The 17,910-nt window shown below is 67.9% G+C and carries 15 protein-coding genes; 5 read left to right on the top strand and 10 right to left on the bottom strand.

The genetic code is table 11. The annotated features are described in order from the left end of the window. The coding region (gene topA, locus QOD90_RS09815; RefSeq protein ID WP_526349075.1) for a type I DNA topoisomerase at positions 1–2,861 on the bottom strand (2,861 nt) is incomplete at its 3' end. Positions 2,862–2,994: 133 nt separating this feature from the next. Beyond that, positions 2,995–3,585, bottom strand: a complete 591-nt coding sequence (locus QOD90_RS09810; protein ID WP_526349073.1) for a hypothetical protein — start codon at positions 3,583–3,585, stop codon at positions 2,995–2,997. Between the two features lie 131 nt (positions 3,586–3,716). On the opposite strand from QOD90_RS09810, the gene sftH reads away from it, so the two are divergent. Beyond that, a complete protein-coding gene (gene sftH / locus QOD90_RS09805) occupies positions 3,717–6,047 on the top strand; it encodes a DNA 3'-5' helicase SftH (protein WP_526349083.1) in 2,331 nt (776 codons plus the stop codon). A 95-nt stretch (positions 6,048–6,142) separates the two neighbouring features. Next, positions 6,143–7,204 carry a PAS domain-containing protein gene (locus QOD90_RS09800; protein ID WP_526349071.1) on the top strand — a complete coding sequence of 354 codons (1,062 nt, stop codon included), beginning with the start codon at positions 6,143–6,145 and terminating at the stop codon, positions 7,202–7,204. On the opposite strand, the gene QOD90_RS09795 is transcribed toward QOD90_RS09800, so the two are convergent. Genes QOD90_RS09795 through ssd form a run of 7 tightly spaced genes read right to left on the bottom strand, consistent with a single transcriptional unit; the run spans position 7,205 to position 11,698 of the window. Beyond that, entirely contained in the window at positions 7,205–7,516 is a 312-nt protein-coding gene (locus QOD90_RS09795; RefSeq protein ID WP_526349069.1) for an Rv3654c family TadE-like protein, read from the bottom strand. A 19-nt stretch (positions 7,517–7,535) separates the two neighbouring features. Further along, entirely contained in the window at positions 7,536–7,868 is a 333-nt protein-coding gene (locus QOD90_RS09790; protein ID WP_526349067.1) for a TadE family type IV pilus minor pilin, read from the bottom strand. Between the two features lie 2 nt (positions 7,869–7,870). Further along, positions 7,871–8,074 (bottom strand): DUF4244 domain-containing protein, encoded by a 204-nt coding sequence (locus QOD90_RS09785; protein WP_526349065.1) that lies wholly within the window; start codon positions 8,072–8,074, stop codon positions 7,871–7,873. Positions 8,075–8,122: 48 nt separating this feature from the next. Beyond that, a complete protein-coding gene (locus QOD90_RS09780) occupies positions 8,123–8,695 on the bottom strand; it encodes a type II secretion system F family protein (RefSeq protein ID WP_526349063.1) in 573 nt (190 codons plus the stop codon). Continuing rightward, entirely contained in the window at positions 8,692–9,462 is a 771-nt protein-coding gene (locus tag QOD90_RS09775) for a type II secretion system F family protein (RefSeq protein WP_526349061.1), read from the bottom strand. The genes QOD90_RS09780 and QOD90_RS09775 overlap by 4 nt, the downstream gene beginning before the upstream one ends. After that, positions 9,459–10,622, bottom strand: coding sequence for a TadA family conjugal transfer-associated ATPase (locus QOD90_RS09770; RefSeq protein WP_526349059.1), 1,164 nt, complete (start codon positions 10,620–10,622; stop codon positions 9,459–9,461). Before QOD90_RS09770 ends, QOD90_RS09775 begins: the two co-directional genes overlap by 4 nt. Continuing rightward, positions 10,619–11,698, bottom strand: a complete 1,080-nt coding sequence (gene ssd, locus QOD90_RS09765) for a septum site-determining protein Ssd (protein WP_526349057.1) — start codon at positions 11,696–11,698, stop codon at positions 10,619–10,621. Before ssd ends, QOD90_RS09770 begins: the two co-directional genes overlap by 4 nt. Positions 11,699–12,126: 428 nt before the next feature. Here ssd and QOD90_RS09760 point away from each other — a divergent pair, with 428 nt between their 5' ends. Continuing rightward, positions 12,127–12,984 carry an HAD-IB family hydrolase gene (locus QOD90_RS09760; RefSeq protein ID WP_526349055.1) on the top strand — a complete coding sequence of 286 codons (858 nt, stop codon included), beginning with the start codon at positions 12,127–12,129 and terminating at the stop codon, positions 12,982–12,984. Positions 12,985–13,406: 422 nt separating this feature from the next. On the opposite strand, the gene QOD90_RS09755 is transcribed toward QOD90_RS09760, so the two are convergent. Then, positions 13,407–14,150 (bottom strand): oxidoreductase, encoded by a 744-nt coding sequence (locus tag QOD90_RS09755; RefSeq protein WP_526349053.1) that lies wholly within the window; start codon positions 14,148–14,150, stop codon positions 13,407–13,409. 153 nt (positions 14,151–14,303) lie between these two features. On the opposite strand from QOD90_RS09755, the gene acs reads away from it, so the two are divergent. Next, complete coding sequence (gene acs / locus QOD90_RS09750; RefSeq protein WP_526349051.1) at positions 14,304–16,268, top strand: acetate--CoA ligase; 1,965 nt, start codon at positions 14,304–14,306, stop codon at positions 16,266–16,268. A gap of 102 nt (positions 16,269–16,370) precedes the next feature. Beyond that, positions 16,371–17,894, top strand: a complete 1,524-nt coding sequence (adh, locus tag QOD90_RS09745) for an aldehyde dehydrogenase (RefSeq protein ID WP_526349049.1) — start codon at positions 16,371–16,373, stop codon at positions 17,892–17,894. The last annotated feature ends 16 nt before the right edge of the window (positions 17,895–17,910 follow it).

Genomic DNA, 17,910 nt, shown 5'->3' with positions numbered 1-17,910 from the left:
TTCGCAGGGGCCTTCTTGGCCGCCTTCTTGGCACCGGCCTTCTTGGCCGCCTTCTTGGCAGGGGCCTTCTTCGCCGCCTTCTTCGCCGCCTTCTTGGCAGGCGCCTTCTTGGCGGCCTTCTTCGCGGGCGCCTTCTTCTTGACCGGGCCGCGCGCGCGGCGGTCGGCAAGCAGCTCGGACGCCCGCCCGTCGGTGATCGACATGACGTCATCACCCTTGCGCAGGCTGGCGTTGGTCTCGCCGTCGGTCACGTACGGCCCGAAGCGACCGTCCTTGATCACCATCGGCTTCTCCGACACCGGGTCGTTGCCAAGCTCGCGAAGAGGCGGCGTCGCGGCGCCCTGCCTGCCGCGCCGCTTGGGCTCGGAGTAAATCTTCAGCGCCTCGTCGAGGGTGATGGTGAACATCTGATCTTCGTTGGCCAACGATCGAGAATCGGTGCCGCGCTTCAGATACGGGCCGTAGCGGCCGTTCTGCGCGGTGATCTCCTCGTTGTTGGCGGGGTCGGTGCCGACGACGCGGGGCAGCGAGAGCAGCTTCAACGCGTCCTCGAGCGTCACCGTCTCCAGGTCCATCGACTGCAGCAATGAACCCGTGCGCGGCTTGGGGCCGGTCGGCTTCTTGCCCTTCTTCGCGGGCGCCCCGTCCTCCGGCTCATCGGGCGGCGGGGGCAGTACCTCGGTGACGTAGGGCCCATAGCGGCCGTCCTTGGCGACGACCTCGTGTCCCGACACGGGGTCGACACCGAGGCTGCGGCCTTCCTGCGGTGTGGAGAACAGCTTCTCGGCGAGCTCGAGGGTGAGTTCGTCGGGGGTCAGCTCGTCCTTGAGGTTGGCGCGCTGCGGGGTCGGCTCACCGTCCTCGCCGGTGATCATCCGTTCGAGATAGGGCCCGTTGCGGCCGACGCGGACGTTGATCGTCCGCCCCTGATCGTCTTCGAACAGCTTGATGGAGTTGACTTCCCGAGCGTCGATCTCCTCGAGGTTGCCGCCGACGAGCTTCTTGAGTCCCCCGGCGCGGGCGATCGAGCCTTCGACACCGTGGTCGCCGCCGAAGTAGAAGTTGTTGAGCCAGTTGGTCCTTCGCTCGTTGCCCGAGGCGATCTGGTCGAGCTCGTCCTCCATGGCGGCGGTGAAGTCGTAGTCGACCAGCCGGCTGAAGTGTTGCTCGAGCAGCCCGATCACGGCGAACGCCACCCACGACGGGACCAGCGCGCTGCCCTTCTTGTGGACGTATCCGCGGTCCTGAATCGTCTTGATGATCGACGAATAGGTCGATGGGCGCCCGATGCCGAGCTCCTCAAGCGACTTGATCAACGACGCCTCGGTGTACCGCGCGGGCGGGCTGGTCGTGTGCCCGTCGGCGGTCAGGTCGGCGGCGTCGACCCGCTGGCCCTGCGTCAAGTTGGGCAGCCGGCTCTCGGCGTCGTCGGCCTCACCGCCCGCCTGCTCGTCGAGGCTCTCGACGTAGGCCTTCAGGAACCCCGCGAAGGTGATGGTGCGACCACTCGCGCTGAACACGACCTGCTCACCCGAGCTGGCGGCTCCGCTGATCCGCAACGAGAGCGTCGTCCCGCGTGCGTCGGCCATCTGCGAGGCCACCGTGCGCTGCCAGATCAGCTCGTAGAGCCGGAACTCGTCGTTGTCCAACGCCGAGTGCAGCTGGCCCGGCGTCTGGAAGACGTCGCCCGACGGCCTGATGGCCTCGTGAGCCTCCTGTGCGTTCTTCACCTTGCGCGTGTACTGGCGAGCCGTCGGATGGACGTACTCCTCGCCGTAGAGCTGCCTGGCCTGGTTGCGAGCCGCGTTGATCGCCGTCTCCGACAGGGTCGTCGAGTCGGTGCGCATATAGGTGATGTAGCCGTTCTCGTACAGCCGCTGCGCGATGCTCATGGTGCGCTCCGAGCTGAACCGCAGCTTGCGCCCAGCTTCCTGCTGCAGCGTCGAGGTCATGAACGGCGGGTACGGCCGACGCGTGTACGGCTTCTGCTCGACCGACGCGACGCTGAGCTGGGCGCCCCGCAGGCCGCCTGCCAGTGCTGATGCCGCCGACTCGGTGAGCACCAGCACCTCGTCGGGCTTGCGGAGCCCGCCGAGCGAGTCGAAGTCACGGCCGCTGGCCACGCGCTTGCCTTCGACGGAGTTGAGCTTCGCCGTGAACTTGGGCGGCGACGCCTGCTCATCCGAGACGCTCGCGTCGAGTTCGGCGGTGACGTCCCAGTAGCCGGCACTGCGGAACGCCATGCGCTCCCGCTCGCGCTGCACGATGATCCTGGTCGCCACGGACTGGACCCGGCCTGCCGACAGTTTCGGCGCGACCTTCTTCCACAGCACGGGGCTGACTTCGTAGCCGTAGAGGCGGTCGAGGATGCGGCGGGTTTCCTGCGCGTCGACCAGATCGATGTCGAGGTCGCGCGGATCGTTGGCGGCGGCCTGGATTGCCGACTCGGTGATCTCGTGAAAGACCATCCGCTTGACGGGGACGGTCGGCTTGAGGGTCTCCAGCAGGTGCCAGGCGATCGCCTCGCCCTCGCGGTCACCGTCCGTCGCCAGGTAGAGCTCGTCGACGTCCTTGAGCAGGCTCTTGAGCTCGGCGACCGTGTTCTTCTTCTCGGGACTGATGATGTAGAGGGGTTCGAAGTCGGCGTCGACGTTCACGCCGAGCCGGGCCCACGGTTCCGACTTGTACTTCGCGGGGACGTCGGCCGCCGCTCGCGGCAGGTCGCGGATGTGTCCACGCGACGATTCGACGATATAGCTGGATCCGAGGTATCCCGCGATTTTGCGCGCCTTGGTAGGCGACTCGACTATGACGAGTCGCCGAACCCTGCCGTTGCCGCTGCCACCGTCCTGGTCAGCCAACTCTGTTTACGCTCCACTTCTATGCTGCCAGTGAACGCGGGACCACTGAATCAGCAGCCCCACCAGCCCATGGCAACTGACAATTTCGCACTCCGGGCGAGCCTACGCAAACTGGCTTCCTTCGCGAACGGCCTCAAGTGCGTGGCCACTGCTCGAACGCCGCGGTGTTGCCGGGCGGTTCCCCCACGTTCTCTACCAGGCGCGATAGCCGTCTACGGCCACTTATCCGCAACGCCGGGTGCGTCCCTCGGGTGCCGATCAAGGTCGGTGCAATTCCGACCCGCATCATCGCCGAGGCAAGTGCGGAATGCGTATCCGGCGCGTGCGGATCCAGTCCCAACAGATAGCGGTCGGCCTCGGGGCTACCGGCGGCCAACGTCCACGCCCGCAGCTCGCGCGGGCCGGGCAACCACTGAGCGGGCACCGTCTTGACGGCGCCGCGCGTCCAATTCGTCGCGATGGGGGACAAGCGGCGGTCGGGCGCCGTCCTGACCAGCGGGGTGTTCTCGTCGGTGCGGCCAATCTCCGGCTGAAGTCCGGCCTCGGCGATCATCTCGGCCAGCGCCTCGGCGCGCCAGAGTTCGTCGACCACCACCGACAGCCGTGCGGCCCGACTCTCACCATGGCCGACGAGCACCACCTGCCCAGGCGCAGCCAGAATCCCGGTGAGGTCGGCGACCGCAGGCGGCACCGCCTCCGCCGAGAAGAAGGACAGCTGGCTCACCAATCCGACACTAGGCCAGCGAGGCATTCCCAACGCGGAACCGTGCCGCGTGGGGATCGACGATCATGTAGGGAAGCTCGCGCGACGACGCGCGCAATCGACGAAAACTGGGGGAAGACGTGGCTGAGGGGGTGTCCGACTTCGGCCGCGAACTGCTTGCCTGCGCCGTCGACGGCACCGACCCCGACGAACATCCGCTGCGACACGTCGCGGATCTGGCACCCCGCCGGGCCCGCCCCAAGCCCTGGCCGCAGTGGGCCGACCCCGACGTCGTGCGGGCCTTCGTCGACCGGGGCATCACCGAACCCTGGACCCATCAGGCCGCCGCCGCCGACCTCGCCCACTCCGGCCGCCACGTGGTGCTCAGCACCGGCACCGCGTCGGGCAAATCACTGGCCTATCAACTTCCGATCCTGACGACTCTGGCGGCGGACCCGCGGGCCAGGGCGTTGTATCTCTCACCGACGAAGGCCCTCGGACACGATCAGCTGCGCGCGGCCCAGTCGTTGACGAATGCGGTGGCGCGACTTGGCGACGTCGCACCGAGCCCGTACGACGGCGACAGTTCGACCGACGCGCGGCGGCTGGCGCGCGAACGGTCCCGGTGGATCTTCTCCAACCCCGACATGATTCACCTTTCCCTGTTGCGAAACCACGCCCGCTGGGCGGTGTTCCTCCGCAATCTGAAGTTCATCGTGGTGGATGAATGTCATTACTACCGTGGGGTATTCGGATCCAACGTGGCGATGGTGCTGCGCCGCCTGGTGCGGCTGTGCGAGCGCTACTCGGCGGACGGCGGTGCCGGGCCGACCGTGATCTTCGCGAGCGCGACGACGTCGTCGCCCGCCGCGACGGCGTCAGAACTGCTTGGCCACACCGTGGCCGAGGTCACCGACGACGGCTCCCCGCAGGGCGGCCGGACGGTGGCCCTGTGGGAACCGGCCCTGCGCGACGACATCACCGGCGAAAATGGCGCTCCAGTAAGGCGATCCGCCGGATCGGAGGCAGCCCGCGTGATGGCCGACCTGATCGCCGAAGGCGCCCGCACGTTGACGTTCGTCAGGTCGCGACGCGGCGCGGAGCTCACCGCCCTCGGTGCGCGGGCCCGACTGGAGGACGTCGCACCCGACCTCGCCGGGTTGGTGGCGTCCTACCGCGCCGGGTATCTCGCCGAGGACCGGCGAGCGTTGGAGCGGGCGCTGACCGATGGCGAGTTGCGCGGCCTCGCCACCACGAACGCGCTGGAGCTGGGGGTCGACATCGCAGGCCTGGATGCGGTGGTGCTGGCCGGGTTTCCCGGCACCGTGACCTCGTTTTGGCAGCAGGCAGGGCGAGCTGGGCGACGCGGGCAGAGCGCCTTGATCGTGTTGATCGCCAGGGACGACCCGCTGGACACCTTCCTGGTGCACCATCCGGCGGCGCTGCTCGACAAGCCGATCGAACGCGTCGTGATCGATCCTTCCAACCCCTATGTCCTTGGGCCGCAGCTGCTTTGCGCGGCAACCGAGTTGCCGCTCACGTACGCCGAGGTCCGCATCTGGGACGCCGAGGCGGTCGCCAACGCCCTCGTCGACGACGGCCTGCTGAGGCGACGGGCCGCCGGCTACTTTCCCGCACCGGGGTTGGATCCGCATCCCGCCGTGGACATCCGCGGTTCGTCGGGTGGGCAGATCGCCATCGTCGAGACCGGAACGGGTCGGATGCTCGGCAGCACGGGAACGGGTCAGGCGCCGTCCTCGATCCATCCGGGAGCGGTCTACCTGCATCAGGGCGAAAGCTACGTGGTCGACTCGCTGGACTTCGAGGACGGCATCGCCTTCGTGCGTGCCGACGACCCGGGCTACTCCACGTCGGCGAGGGAGCTCACCGAGGTCGCCGTGACCGGTGACGGCGAGCGGCGCACGAAAGGGCCGATCACCGTGGGACTGGTGCCGGTATCGGTCAGCCACACCGTGATCGGCTTCCTCCGTCGGCGACTGAACGGCGAGGTGATCGACTACGTCGACCTTGACATGCCCACCCAGACCCTCGAGACCATGGCGGTGATGTGCACGATCGAGCCAGAGGCATTGGCATGCAACGGCATTGACGATATCCGGATCCCCGGATCACTGCACGCCGCCGAGCACGCAGCGATCGGCCTGCTGCCGCTGGTGGCCAGCTGCGATCGCGGTGACATCGGCGGGGTGTCGATGGCGGTAGGCCCGGAGACGGGAACGCCGACGATCTTCGTCTACGACGGCCACCCCGGCGGCGCTGGCTTCGCCGACCGCGGGTACCGCCAGATCAGCACCTGGTGGGACGCAACGGCGTCGGCGATCGAGGCATGTGAGTGCCCGTGGGGTTGCCCGTCGTGCGTTCAGTCGCCCAAGTGCGGAAACGGAAACGATCCACTCGACAAGGCAGGTGCCGTGGCCGTGCTCAGATTGGTGCTCGACGAGTTGACGAAGGAAGCCACGTAAACCGCCCGTGACGTCGACCAGGAGGGGTGACGCAGTCGACATTCACCGCTGCGCGACGGCTCAGGTCGCACGTTGTGCAACGGTAAGCTGTGGCCATGACGCACGACTGGCTCCTCGTCGAGACACTCGGCGCCGAACCGGCAGTCGTCGCGCAAGGGCAGCACACCAAGAACCTCGTCCCGATCAGCGCCTTCCTGCGGCGCAACCCCCATCTGATGGCCATTCAGACGGCCATCAACGAGACGGTGCAGGCCGGCAAGGCGCTGAGCAGTCTGACCCCCAAGAGCGACCGGGTGATTCGCACCGAGGTGGTACAGATGACCGACGGTCGCATCCACGGCGTCCACGTCTGGAACGGACCGCTCGACGAAGAGCCACCGGATCGGGTGCTGCCAGGACCGTTGAAGTGGGATCTGACGAACGGGATCGCGACGGACACTCCGGAATCACTGATGAACAGCGGCCTCGACCCCAACGTCGAGGCAACCCAGGGCCGCGCGTTCGCCGACGATCTCCCCTCGCGCAATCTCCACCCGGAGGAGGTCAGGGTGCTTGCGGTCGCAATCAAGCCGACGGCGGGTCGCACCTTTTGCAGCACCTGGGACATCACCGACTACAAGGGAAGGCCGATCACCGTCGGCTTCACCGCCCGGGTCTTGGAGGAATCGGACGACAGTGGGCGTGACGGGCTGATCTGCCGCGCGATGAACTGGCGCGGCGTGAGTGACGGCACCGTCGCACCGCTCAACGACCTCGGCCAGCAGATCCTCAGCGGGCAGCCGCAACCCGGGGTGTACCGCGCGTTGGTCGACCTGAAGTCATGGAAGCTGCTGAAGTGGCTCGACGAGCCGTGCCCGTTCTACGACTGGCATGCCACCGACGACGGCGAACCACGCGTACATCCCGATGACGAATCCGAAATCATTTCGATGGCAACGGACTTCGATTCGGGTTCGACCTCGCGTGTGTTGCGGTTGCGCGCACTCGATGGTGGGTGGACACCCATCCACGTGACGGCACACCGGGTCGAGATCGACGACGACACCTACGCCGGACTGTTGTCCCTGCGACTGCCGACCGAGGCCGAACTGAATCCCCCGCCGCGCAAGGTCACCCGTCGCGCCAAGGCGCGCGCCGGGAAGGCCGCGCGAGCCTAGTCAGACGGGCCCGGCGCGGGCGCTCGCCCGCGCCACGTTGACGCCCCAGCGCCCGAGCCCCACGCGAACGTCGACCGTCACGACGACGTCGAGTTCCTCGACGGCGCAGGCCGACATCGTCGCCGACATCGCCGTGGTGAGCGAAGCCGCCGACGCGCACGCCACCTGTGGACCCGACACCAGGTGGCCGGCCGCCGACAGTGCGGCCAGATCCGCCGCCGCCTGTGCCCGGTGCCTGGCGATCACTGCCGAGCCCACCACCGCACCGCCCACGGTCAGCACCAACAGCACCGTCATCATCGCGGCCGCCATCACACTCGCCGAGCCACGTTCAGAGGCCAGGCTCCACCGATGCCACGGACTCAGCGGTGATCGTGATGCCCGGCAACAGGATCGACCGCGTAGCGACCCTGGCGACGACGAATCCGCCGTCGCGCCGCAACGCCAACTCCGCGCCCGCCGGTCCACCCCTGCGGACCGCCTCCGCGGCGGCGCCCTCGTCACCGCGGGCCGCCAACCGCGCGGCCTCCCGCGACGAGTCGACGCATCGCACCTGGATCCCGATCGCGGCGAGTCCGCCCAAGCACACCACCAGAACGACTGCCAGCGCGGCGACCGCGAATGCGGCTTCCACCGTGACACCACCCGTGTCATCTCCGAGCACACCTAGACGTTGGTGTTCAACGCCCGCGTGATGATGTTGGTCAGTGCACTCACGATCGAGTCGCCGGTGACCACGGTGTACAAGATGGCGCCGAACGCCGCCGCCGCGATCGTGCCGATGGCGTATTCGACGGTCGACATCCCGGATTCGTCCACTGCCAGTACGACGATCCGTGCCTGCAGTCGCCCAAAGGCATTGTCCCTCATGAATTTCCCTCCCAGCGCTCGCGGTCCCTCCGCGAGCCACGTTTTCACTCACCACACTCCCGACTGCAATACGTCACCCGCCAGTCCGACCACCACGGGGATGATCCCCAGACACACGAAGGCAGGCAGATAACAGACCCCTAGTGGGCCTGCGATGAGAACCGAGGCCCGCTCGGCGGCCGCCCGCGCCGAATCCGCCGCGTCCAACCGGGATTGGTCGGCGAGCTCGGATACCGCTTGTGCCAGAGCAGTTCCCGATGAGGCGGACCGACGGGCCAGCCTGCACAGCCCCTCGACGTGAGCGTCTCCCGTCGCCCCCGTGCTCGGCCAGGCGGTGACGGGATCGGCCCCCAACGCCAATAGATCCGCGGCCCGGCCAAGGACGTCGGCCAACGACCGCGGCGAGCACGGTGCCGTCGCCCTCGCCGCGCCCGCCACGGCCATGCCGGACGACAGGCAGGCGGCGAACACGTCCAGGCTCGATGCCACGGCAAGCGGATCATCCGAGGCCCCGGCCGGCAGGTCCTGCGGTGCGTCCGCGCGCCGCTCCCGCATCGCGGTGCGGGCCCGCCCGCCGGTGACGAGCGTCGCGATGGCCAGAAGCACTGCCGCTAGGCTCATCTGAGCACCCGATCGGTGATCCGATCAGACCACCACAATCCGGCGCAGGCCAAGGTCACACCAGTCAGCAGGAGCCAGCCGCCGACGCCGCCGGAAAGCAGGAACCGCACCGGCTCTGCGCCGATGAGGTGACCGAGCCCGACCCCGAGCAGCGGCAACCCCGCCAGTATCGCGGCGGTGGCGCGGGCACCTGCCATTCCGGCGGTCACGCTGGAGGCGAACCGCTCGCGCTCGACGATGTCGCGCTGCGCAGCGCGGACCAGCGCGACGATCGCCAATCCGTGGGTCTGGGCAAGCAGCCAACTCGCAGAGAGCCGCTCCCAATGGCCCGGCACGGTCGATTGCCCAGCGACGGAACGCAATCCAGCGGCGACGTCGGCACCGAGCCGGGCACGGGCCGCCACGGCCCGCAGCGACTCCGCAACGGTCCCCTCGACCTCGGCGGCCGCCGATTCGAATGCGACGACGGGATGTGCCCCCACCCGCAATTCCCCAACCAGTACGCCCAACGCTGCCTGAAGCGCGGCGGACTCTTCGGCTCGTCGGGCCCGGCTACGGGAACCGTTGCGGCGCAGCGCAATCGTTGCAGCGATCATCGCACCGGCCAGAGTGGCGGTGATCGGGGCGAGCACCGCGAGCGCGATCGCGACCGTGACTGCGACGACCCGTCGCACTTGCCGCGGCGATCTGCGGGTGCCGACCCGGCGTCGCGGCTCCGCCGGAGCGACCAACAGTGCCATCGCCAGTGCCAAGGCCGCGACCGTCACGATCCCCGCCGCGTCGTCATCAGGCCAGACAACCGATCCATGCCGCCGCCGAATCCGCGGTCGGCATGCCAGGCGGTCACCGCCGACACCAGTCCGTCGTCGCCGCTGCGCAGGACGGCGATCTCCTCGAGCCGCCGACCACCCACGTGGTCCCGGCCAACGTGCAACACGACGCGGACGGCGGCGGCGAGCTGACTGTGCAGGGCGGCGCGTCCCAGCCCACCAACGGCCGCGAGGGCCTCGAGCCGGGCAGGCACCTCGGCGGGACTGTTGGCGTGCACCGTGCCCGCGCCGCCGTCGTGACCGGTGTTGAGCGCGGCGAGCAGGTCGACGACTTCACCACCACGGACCTCACCGACGACGATCCGGTCGGGTCGCATCCGCAACGCCTGCCGGACCAGGTCGCGGACCGTCACCTCACCGACACCCTCGACGTTGGCGTACCTTGCGACGAGGTTGACCAGGTGCGGATGCCGCGGAGCGAGCTCGGGCGCGTCCTCCACGCAGACGATTCGTTCGTCCGCCGAGACGGCACCCAGCGCGGCCGACAACAAGGTGGTCTTCCCAGCGCCCGTTCCGCCCGAGACGAGGAAGGCCAGTCGGGCCGCGATCACGCCGTCGACGACGGGAACCGCCTCCTGGGCGATGGCTCCGGCGCCGACGAGCGCTTCGAGGTCCTGGGTGGCGGGCCGCAGCACCCGCAGCGACAAACAGGTACCCGCGGGGGCGATCGGTGGAAGCACGGCATGGAGTCGCACGGTGAAGCCCGCCCCCAACCCGGTGAGTTGGCCGTCGACCCATGGCTGCGCCTCGTCCAGTCGCCGCCCCGCGGCCAATGCCAGGCGCTGTGCCAATCTGCGCACTGCCGCTTCGTCGTCGAAGCGGATCGCGGTGCGGCGCAGGCCGGAGCCGTCGTCGACCCAGACCGAATCCGGCGCCGACACCAGCACGTCGGTGGTTCCCTCCGCACGCAGCAGCGGTTCCAGAATGCCTGCGCCGGTCAGCTCGGTCTGGAGCAGCCGGAGATTACTTAGGACGTCGATGTCACCGAGCACGCCGGAGGATTCCGCGCGAATGGCTTCGGCGACCACATTCGGTCGTAGTGGGCCGGACTCCGTCGCCAGCCGTTCCCTGACCCGCTCGATCAGCGAAGCGCTCATGCGACCAGCCGCCCCTCGCTTGCCTTGGGTTGGCGGTGCAGCACCTCGAGCACGCGCCGGGCCCCGGACATCAGCGCCGAGCGGCGCCGTGGCCTGAACCCGTCGTGCTCGAGTTCGGCGGCGAGGCCGGGTTGCGGCCGCATCGCCGCTAGCAGCGGCAAGCCCGTGATGCGGGCAACGTCCGCCGAGCGCAACCCGCCGGGGGCGGGCCCCCGCACGACCAGACCCACGTTCGGATTGGTCTCCGCCAGCCACGATCCCACCGCCGCTGCGGCGGCGCACGACCGCACGTCGGCGGGGGTGACGAGAACGACGAGGTCGGCGGCGTCGAGTGCCGCGCCAACGGCGGAGGTGGCACGCCGGGGCAGGTCGCAGATGATCGTGGCGCCCCCGCGGCAACCCCCGTCGATGACCGCGGCCAGCGCGCCCGCGTCGATCTCTTGCCCCGTTTGTCCCGCCGACAGGACGGCGATTCCGTGGCGCGACGGCAGTGCCGCGCGGAGCGCCGGATAGCCGATTCGGCCCCCGCCGCCGAGCGCGAGGTCGGGCCAGCGGAGTCCGGCATCGCGCTCGCTACCGAGCGTCAGGTCGATTCCGCCGCCCCACGGGTCGACGTCGACCAGCAGGGCCGGAGAAGCGGCATGTGCGAGCGCGGTCGCGAACACCGAGGCGCCCGCTCCACCGCAACCTCCGAGGACCGCGAGCACCGCCCCAGCTCGACCGTCATCACGTGTCGACTCGGCAGCGTCGGACAGCTCAGACACCAGCTGCGCCTCGTCCACGGGCAACGACAAAACCCGTTGCGCACCAACGGAAATAGCGAGCTGCCAGTGCTCTGCAGACGGCTCGACATGACCGATCACCAGCACTCGGGCACGTCGAGGCAGTGCCAGTTCGGCGCACCGACGGGCTCCGTCGACGTCGAGTACGACCGCCGACGCCGCCGTCCACACCTTGCGGCTGGACGGCTCGCCGGCATGAATCACCCGCACTCCGGCTGCGGCGGCGATGCGATCGACGTCGCCGCGCAGTGAGGCGTCGACGACCAACGAGAGGATGCCGTTGTTGGTACTCATGCCCCCACTGTGTGGCCACCGTCCGACGCTTCGCCATCCCCATGAGCCGAAATGTGGATGGATACGCGTCTGTGGACAACCTGTGCCGTGGGCATTGCGCGCGCAAACATGGGACGGCGGCAGCCGGGGATCGCAGCGAGAAATTGACGTTCTGGCCATCAAAAAGGGACGACCCCCGCCAGGGGGGAGGAGGCGGAGGTCGTCGTGTATCAGCCCCGGGGGGTCGGGCTGATGCACACCCGGCATAAGCCAGGTAATGCTCACTATACACACGTAAATGTGGGGCAGCGCAAGACGTCGAGACCCTATGAATTCCGCCGAAATCGCGCGGTGACCTGGAAAGTTACCTAGCGAGACAGGTGTCGCAGACTGCCACTTTGTGAAGTTCAGCAGTCCAGCCGATACCCCTGCCGCATATGCTGGCCATCGTGACCTCCACGGGATCTGTCGCGGCGAACGGGACCCAGCCAAAAAACGAAGGAAAAGCCGACCAACCGGTACGCACTGCTGCGTTCTTCGATCTTGACAAGACCGTGATCGCCAAGTCCAGCACCCTTGCTTTTAGCAAACCCTTCTTCGAGCAGGGGCTGATCAACCGGCAAGCGGTGCTGAAGTCCACGTATGCACAGTTCCTCTTCCTGATGTCCGGGGCCGACCACGAGCAGATGGATCGCATGCGCTCGTACCTCACCACCATGTGCACGGGTTGGAACGTCGAGCAGGTCAAGTCGATCGTCGGAGAGACCATGCACGACATCGTCGATCCGCTGGTATTCGCCGAAGCCGCGAACCTCATCGCCGACCACAAGCTGTGCGGCCGCGACGTCGTCGTCGTGTCGGCGTCGGGCGAGGAGGTCGTCGCGCCGATCGCCCGCGCGTTGGGCGCGACGCATGCGATGGCCACCCGAATGGTGGTCGAGGACGGCAAGTACACCGGCGAAGTCGCCTTTTACTGTTACGGCGAAGGCAAGGTCGAGGCGATTCACGAACTCGCCGCTCGCGAAGGCTACGCACTCGATCACTGCTACGCGTACTCCGACTCGATCACCGATCTGCCGATGCTCGAGGCGGTCGGCCACCCGACCGTCGTCAATCCCGACCGCGCCCTGCGCAAGGAAGCGGTGGGCCGCGCCTGGCCCGTGCTGACGTTCTCCCGACCCGTGTCACTGAGGGATCGCATCAGCGCACCGTCGGGTGCGGCCGTCGCGACGACCGTCGCCGTCGGCGTCAGTGCGTTGGCGGCCGGGGCCCTGACCTACTCGTTGCTGCGACGCTTCCTGTTCTGACGGCGCAACCCAATCCTCTCCTCGGTTGCTGACGCCGTCCAATAACGATCTGGAGACTCGGGCCAATTGGCCCTTGATGTGACCGCGGTCACGGAGTACAAAGGAGTCACGGAAGCCGATCGAGGCCAAGGTCGAACCAGAAGAGAAGGTTCGCTCTCCCGAGTGAGGCATCCCAGCACGGAACCCGGAACCCACGCGGAGCACACGCCGCGATAATGGTAGAAGTGTTGCGGGCCTGCGTAATTGCGAATAGCGGACGCCAAGCGACGACCCCTTGGGTGGGGTCAGCAGCCGTAGCGCATCGCAAGAACGCCGAGGCCACCCACGCAACCCAAAAAGCACGCCTGGTAACCGGAGCTCCGTGCTAGCGGGCGACGAGCCGAATCACATTCGGAGCGTCGCCCGCTTCACATTGTCGGCCGTCACTTTGCCGACCCCTCGGCGATGGACAGCGCCTCTCGCGCACCGGCCTTCAGCGCACGACAGCTGTTGATGAGCCAAGCCGCGAGCCCCTCCCTCGTTCCCGACTCGAATCCGCGTGCCGCCGCGCGGTAGTCACCGGGCTTCTGCATCCAGTACAGCTCCGGCACCCCGAGACCATGCGTATCGAGCCCACTCGCGATGGTGGCCAGCCGCGAGGCGCCGCGCGCCACCACACCATCGGCGACGCCGAACGGTGCCAGCACTAGCAGCTCGCCGTGCACGACCGCAGCCAACACCGGTGCCGGAGCGTGCGTGCTCGTCACGACGTCGGCCAACATCTCCAGACGACGCCCGACGCCGTCGTCGGCGCGCGGTCGACCGAGTCGGTCGTCGTCGGCAAGGTCCGCAGCGGCCAGGGCGTGGAGCCGGGCGATCGCCTGCAGCGGCGCGCGTTGCCAGACCCCGACCAGTGACGTCGCTCCACCTTCGAGCGCCTCGGCGACGCGCAGCGCGCCCGCCAACACCGGGTTCGGCCCGTCGTCGGGATCGAGCACCAACGGCCCGCCGTCCAGCGCCGACGACGCACGGGCGGCGCGCATCGCGGCCTCGGCGGCGGTCGCGGGCCACCCTCGACGGTTCGTCTTGTGCCGATGGGCGAGCGCCAGCGCCTCGCGGGCCTCTTCGCCGGCGTCCGCCACGCCTGGCAACCCCACCAGCGGGGAAAGCGGATCGGGAGCAGCCACGAGGACACGCTAGTGCCTGCCCGAGGCGATTCCGCGCGGGGTGCACGACCGTTGGACCCGCGCTTACGCTCGTTCGTCGCGCAGCGGGCGCCTTCCGCAGCCGGCGTTGTGAGTCGACCCGTCGACAGCGCCTCTGGTGACTACGCTCACGTTATGCCCGAGATCGACGCCGAGGTCCCCCCTTCCTACCCGCCCCCCGCCGCGTTCGCCGCAGACGCGAATGCCACGGCCGGGATATACGACGAGGCCGAGCGGGACCGGCTGGCGTTCTGGGGCACCCAGGCCGAGCGGCTGTCGTGGCAGACGCCGTTCACCGAGGTTCTGGACTGGTCGGAGGCACCGTTTGCGAAGTGGTTCGTCGGCGGGCGGCTCAACGTCGCCTACAACTGTGTCGACCGGCACGTCGAGGCGGGCAACGGTGACCGGGTCGCCATCCACTGGGTCGGTGAGCCGGTCGACGACCAGCGCACCATGACCTACGCCGAGTTGAAGGACGAGGTCTGCAAGGCCGCGAACGCCTTGACCGATCTCGGCTTGGTCGCGGGCGACCGCGTCGCCATCTACATGCCGATGGTGCCCGAAGCGATCGTGGCGATGCTGGCCTGCGCCCGGCTCGGCGCGATGCACTCCGTGGTGTTCGCCGGGTACTCCGCGACCGCACTGAAGGCTCGTATCGAGGACGCCGAGGCCAAGCTCGTCATCACCACCGACGGCCAGTACCGCCGCGGCAAGGCGGCCTCTCTCAAGGAGGCCGTCGACGAAGCCGTACGAGACAGCCCGACGCAAAAGAGCACCGTCGAGCACGTCCTGGTGGTGCGGCGCACGGGCATCGACGTCGAGTGGACCGAGGGCCGAGACATGTGGTGGCACGACGTGGTGGACGGCGCGTCGGCCACGCACGTCCCCGAGTCGTTCGACTCCGAGCACCCGCTGTTCCTGCTGTACACCTCGGGCACTACGGGCAAGCCCAAGGGCATCCTGCACACCACGGGTGGGTACCTGACCCAATCCTCGTACACCCACTTCAACGTCTTCGACGTCAAGCCCGAGACCGACGTCTACTGGTGCACCGCCGACATCGGCTGGGTCACCGGACACACCTACATCGTCTACGGGCCGCTCTCCAACGGCGTCACGCAGGTCGTCTACGAGGGCACGCCCACCTCGCCCACTGAGCACCGGCACTTCGAGATCATCGAAAAGTACGGCGTCACAATCTATTACACCGCTCCGACGCTGGTGCGCACGTTCATGAAGCTGGGCCGCCAGATCGCCGCCGAGCACGATCTGAAGAGTTTGCGACTGCTCGGCTCCGTCGGTGAGCCCATCAACCCCGAGGCGTGGCGCTGGTACCGCACCGTCTTCGGCGCCGACGAGACCCCGATCGTCGACACCTGGTGGCAGACCGAGACCGGCTCCATCATGATCTCCCCGCTGCCCGGCGTCACCGACGCCAAGCCCGGGTCGGCCATGACTCCGCTGCCGGGCATCTCCGCGATCATCGTCGACGACGACGGCAACCAGTTGAAGCCGGGCACCGACCATGGCGAACAGGCCAGCGGTTACCTCGTGCTCGACAAGCCGTGGCCGTCGATGCTGCGTGGCATCTGGGGCGATCCCGAGCGCTTCAAGGAGACCTACTGGTCGCGGTTCGCCGAGCAGGGCTGGTACTTCGCCGGCGACGGTGCCCGCTACGGCAAGGACGGCGAGATCTGGGTGCTCGGCCGCATCGACGACGTGATGAACATTTCGGGACACCGCATCTCCACCGCGGAGGTCGAGTCCGCTCTCGTCGGACACTCCGGGGTGGCCGAGGCCGCCGTCGTCGGCGCCACCGACGAGCAGACCGGGCAGGCCATCTGCGCCTTCGTCATCCTGAAGGCCTCAGCCCATGGTGGCGCGGAGACCATGGTGGAGGAGCTGCGCGCGGAAGTAGCCAAGGAGATCTCCCCGATAGCTCGGCCGCGGGAGATCCACGTCGTCCCCGAGCTGCCCAAGACCCGCAGCGGCAAGATCATGCGGCGCCTGCTGCGCGACGTCGCCGAAGGCCGCGAGCTCGGCGACACCTCCACGCTCGTCGATCCCAGCGTCTTCGAGGCCATCCGCGCCAGCAAGTGAGCACATTGCCCGGTTGATGCAACCGTGATGCAACCCCTTTTGCCCTAACGTCAGTGACGACCGACACATTTTGTCGCCCTGAAGCAGGAGAGGAAAGCCCACATGACTGTTTACGCGCGGCCCGGCACCGAAGGCTCGTTGATGACCTTCGAGTCCCGCTACGACAACTACATCGGCGGCGAGTGGGTGCCCCCCACCGAAGGCCGATACTTCGAGAACCCGACGCCGGTGACCGGCAAGACCTTCTGTGAGATCGCCAGGTCCGACGAGGCCGACATCGAGAAGGCCCTCGACGCCGCCCACGCCGCTGCCCCTGCCTGGGGCAAGACGTCACCCGCCGAGCGGGCCGGGATCCTCAACAAGATCGCCGACCGCATCGAGACGAACCTCGAGTCCATTGCCCTCGCGGAATCCTGGGACAACGGCAAGCCGATTCGCGAAACGCTGAACGCCGACATCCCCTTGGCCGTCGACCACTTCCGCTACTTCGCCGGAGCGCTTCGCGCCCAGGAGGGTTCGCTGTCCCAGATCGACGAGGACACCGTCGCCTACCACTTCCACGAGCCGCTGGGCGTCGTCGGACAGATCATCCCGTGGAACTTCCCGATTCTGATGGCCGTGTGGAAGCTCGCGCCCGCGTTGGCCGCCGGTAACGCCGTGGTGCTCAAGCCGGCCGAGCAGACCCCGGCCTCGATCCTGTACCTGATGTCGATCATCGGGGATCTGCTGCCCGCCGGAGTCGTCAACGTGGTCAACGGCTTTGGCGTCGAAGCGGGCAAGCCACTTGCCTCGAGCAACCGGATCGCCAAGATCGCCTTCACCGGCGAAACCACCACCGGGCGCCTCATCATGCAGTACGCGTCGCAGAACCTGATTCCGGTCACCCTTGAGCTGGGCGGCAAGAGCCCCAACATCTTCTTCTCCGACGTCATGGCCCAGGTCGACGACTTCCAGGACAAGGCTCTGGAGGGCTTCACGATGTTCGCCCTCAACCAGGGCGAGGTCTGTACTTGCCCGTCGCGCTCGCTGGTTCAGGCCGACATCTACGACGAGTTCCTGACCCAGGCCGCGATCCGCACCAAGGCCGTCCGCCAGGGCGACCCGCTGGACACCGAGACGATGATCGGCGCCCAGGCCTCCAACGACCAGCTGGAGAAGATCCTGTCCTACATCGAGATCGGCAAGGACGAAGGCGCCAAGGTCATCACCGGTGGCGAGCGCGCCGAACTCGGTGGCGAGCTGGCCGGCGGCTACTACGTCCAGCCAACGATCTTCGAGGGCAACAACAAGATGCGGGTCTTCCAGGAGGAGATCTTTGGTCCCGTCGTCGCGGTCACCTCGTTCACCGACTACGACGACGCCATCTCGATCGCCAACGACACGCTCTACGGTTTGGGCGCAGGCGTCTGGAGCCGCGACGGCAACACCGCCTACCGGGCCGGTCGTGACATCAAGGCCGGCCGAGTGTGGACCAACTGCTACCACGCCTACCCCGCGCATGCTGCGTTCGGTGGCTACAAGCAGTCCGGCATCGGCCGCGAGAACCACAAGATGATGCTCGACCACTACCAGCAGACCAAGAACCTGTTGGTGTCCTACAGCAACAAGGCGCAGGGCTTCTTCTAACCACGTCGAGGTAGCG

The organism is Mycobacterium sp., assembly GCF_032161845.1.
In the GTDB taxonomy this organism is placed as follows: Bacteria; Actinomycetota; Actinomycetes; order Mycobacteriales; family Mycobacteriaceae; genus Mycobacterium.
The sequence above is the reverse complement of the archived record's forward strand: the minus strand, read 5'-3'. Positions and strand labels throughout refer to the sequence as shown.